Origin of the sequence: Microcystis sp. LEGE 08355, assembly GCF_015207185.1 — a bacterium.
In the GTDB taxonomy this organism is placed as follows: Bacteria; Cyanobacteriota; Cyanobacteriia; order Cyanobacteriales; family Microcystaceae; genus Microcystis; species Microcystis panniformis.
On record NZ_JADEXI010000606.1, the window covers coordinates 1 to 2,713 of the forward strand.

4 protein-coding genes are annotated in these 2,713 nt (G+C 46.6%); 2 read left to right on the plus strand and 2 right to left on the minus strand.

Annotation, left to right across the window (positions count from 1 at the left end):
• A partial coding sequence (locus IQ242_RS21815; protein WP_193961383.1) for a PDGLE domain-containing protein occupies positions 1-155 on the minus strand: 155 nt, incomplete at its 3' end.
• 10 nt (positions 156-165) lie between these two features.
• The gene (locus IQ242_RS21820; protein WP_052276435.1) at positions 166-909 is read right to left on the minus strand and encodes an energy-coupling factor ABC transporter permease; all 744 of its coding nucleotides are present in this window, start codon (positions 907-909) and stop codon (positions 166-168) included.
• Between the two features lie 465 nt (positions 910-1,374).
• Here IQ242_RS21820 and IQ242_RS21825 point away from each other — a divergent pair, with 465 nt between their 5' ends.
• Together IQ242_RS21825 and IQ242_RS21830 are read left to right on the plus strand one after the other, a co-directional pair.
• On the plus strand, positions 1,375-2,226 hold the full coding sequence (locus IQ242_RS21825) for a zinc metalloprotease HtpX (protein ID WP_052276434.1): 852 nt from the start codon (positions 1,375-1,377) through the stop codon (positions 2,224-2,226).
• 86 nt (positions 2,227-2,312) lie between these two features.
• A partial coding sequence (locus IQ242_RS21830; protein WP_193961384.1) for a dCMP deaminase family protein occupies positions 2,313-2,713 on the plus strand: 401 nt, incomplete at its 3' end.

Here is a 2,713-nt window from a genome sequence, read left to right on the forward strand (position 1 = left end):
GCGTTAGGCTCTTCCTTTTGGCTAAATTGTAAGTCTTCCGCCACTCGATCGAGTCCGTCGGGATCGGGACTGGCAAAGGGAGAAAGAAAAACGGCGATAATTAGGGATAATACCAAGCCAATCAGAAAAAATTGGCTATTTCTGCGAATATTCATCGGCTAATCTTTATTGACGAGAAGCGTAGGCAGGGGAAACAGAAGTATTAACGGAATGGGGCGGATCGTAGAGGAGATCGGGACGAGTTCGCCAGATATAACCGACAGCGAAAACCGTAATCACCGCTTCCCCGATACCGATGAGGATATGCCAAGATAACATGGCAAAAAGGGCGACTAAAAGCGGTACAGTGCCAGATAAAGCCAATTGCAGGGCGCAAGCTAACGCCGCCACCACCACACTTGTCCAAGCAGCTACGGCAATAGCGATCGCCATACTGCGCCAACTATTAAAACCAAGGGCTTTCCTAATCCCTAGATAGAGATAATAACCGCCAAACGTCCCGATCAAACCCATATTGACGATATTCGCCCCTAAAACCGTTAAACCGCCATCTTGAAAAAATAAAGCTTGAACGATAAAAACCACCGCCATCACCAGAGAACCCGCCCAGGGACCGAGCAGAACCCCCGCCAGAGTCCCCCCTAACAAATGTCCGGAGGTTCCCCCCGGAATGGGAAAATTAATCATCTGGGCGGCAAAAATAAAGGCGGCACAAACTCCCATCAAAGGTACAGCCCGTTCAGCGTAGTGGCCGCGCACTTTTTTGAGAGAAAAGCCAATCAGGACAACGGCAATTATCCAAGTAAATAGACTCACCGGTGGACTCAAAAAGCCGTCGGGAATATGGAGGGCGAGATAAGGGGTAAGGAGATGGTGAAACAAACCCACTCCCAGAAAATTAACAGACATTAAAATTCAGTCTCCTTGGCAATTTGGGTTCAAGATTTGCAGAGAATTGCGTCGCTAGGACGGAAAAGTCCTCTCTTCTAGTAGATAACTAACCGCTTTATTCTACAATGCCCTCTCTGGGGATTTAAACCCTTTAGCTTCTTAAGAATTTCTGTTATTTGGCCAGCCGTCAGGGTTTGGCTATCAGCCAAAATCTCAATTATTCTCAAGCAGTCAAATTATTTAAATTATTATTAAATTTAGAGCTTTTTTTCGGTTTTTATGCTAGTCCTTAATCAGTGAGCAGTGAGCAGTGAGTAGTTAGAAGAGGCTGGTGACTACTAACCACTAACCACTATTGACTAACTAAAGTCATGAGTTTTAAGTAATATTATTCACCGATCACTGATTACTGATTGCTGATTACTGATAACTGAAAGGTCTCCCCACATCTTTTATACCTCTCACTTACTAGGATAAATAAAGATGAATCAGCTTAAAACTGTTGCTTTATTGGGTTTACTAGCCGGTTTACTTGTCGCTATTGGCTACGCGATCGGTGGTCAGGGCGGTGCTTTAATTGGTTTAGTAATCGCCGCCATTACTAATATCGGTTCTTGGTACTATTCTGATCGCATTGCTCTGGCCGCTTACCAAGCCCAACCAGTCAGCCGCCAACAAGCCCCCGAACTCTACCAAATGGTAGAAAACCTCTCTCGTCAAGCCAATATTCCCACGCCGCAACTCTATATCGTCCCCACCCCCGCCGCTAATGCTTTCGCCACCGGCAGGGATCCCGAACACGCCGCCGTCGCCGTTACCGAGGGCATTTTAAACCTGCTGCCCGCCGACGAATTAGAAGCAGTTATCGCCCACGAATTAACTCATGTGCGTAACCGGGATACCTTAACCCAAGCTGTTGCGGCCACCGTTGCCGGGGCGATTTCCTACCTCGCCAGAATGCTGAGTTATGGTTTCCTGTTTGCTGGCAATTCTCGCCATCGTCAAGGGGGCAATCCCATCGGTTTGCTACTTACCATCTTTCTCGCCCCCCTTGCCGCCACTGTGATTCAGATGGCTATCTCTCGTACCAGAGAATTCGAGGCCGATGCTGGTTCCGCTCGCTTGACCGAGAATCCCGAAGCTTTAGCCCGGGCTTTAACCCGTTTAGAATTGATCGGTCGTCAAATGCCCTTAAATGCCAATCCTGCCTTTGAACCCCTGTTAATTAGCAGTCCTTTTTCGGGGCAGTTTCTGGCTAATTTATTCGCTACTCACCCATCCACCGAGGCAAGAATCGAAAATTTGCGTCGCATTCAACAGGAATTATTAACCTGATCCCGTTCTTAATTTTTAGAGGTCATCTAATGATAAGCTATCAGAGAGAACCCCATCTTTTTTGCTTTTTCTAGCTTGGTGAAACCGTGATCAACTCTGAAGAAAAAAGACCGACTTGGGACGAATACTTTTTAATGATCGCTAAATTAGCCGCCACCAGATCCACCTGTTTAGCTTTTCCCGTCGGTGCGGTAATTGTCAAAGATCGGCAGGTTTTAGCCACGGGTTACAATGGTTCTCCATCGGGAACGGTTCATTGTACTGCCCAGGGTTTTTGTTATCCCGGTTTGGGAACCTGTCGAGAATCCGGAGAAATACCCTCTCGGGCAATTCATGCCGAAGCTAATGCGATCGCTCAAGCGGCCAAACACGGTATTTCTACCCAAGGAGCTAGTATTTACGTTACTTTAGAACCCTGTATTTCCTGTTTAAAACTAATTATTTCTTCGGGAATTAAAGAAGTTTTTTACGAAGCGGATTTTAATAG

Bases quoted from the DNA above. Each gene is read 5' to 3' on its own strand.
- IQ242_RS21825 (WP_052276434.1), top strand. From the start codon at position 1,375: ATGAATCAGCTTAAAACTGTTGCTTTATTGGGTTTACTAGCCGGTTTA.
- IQ242_RS21820 (WP_052276435.1), bottom strand. From the start codon at position 909: ATGTCTGTTAATTTTCTGGGAGTGGGTTTGTTTCACCATCTCCTTACC.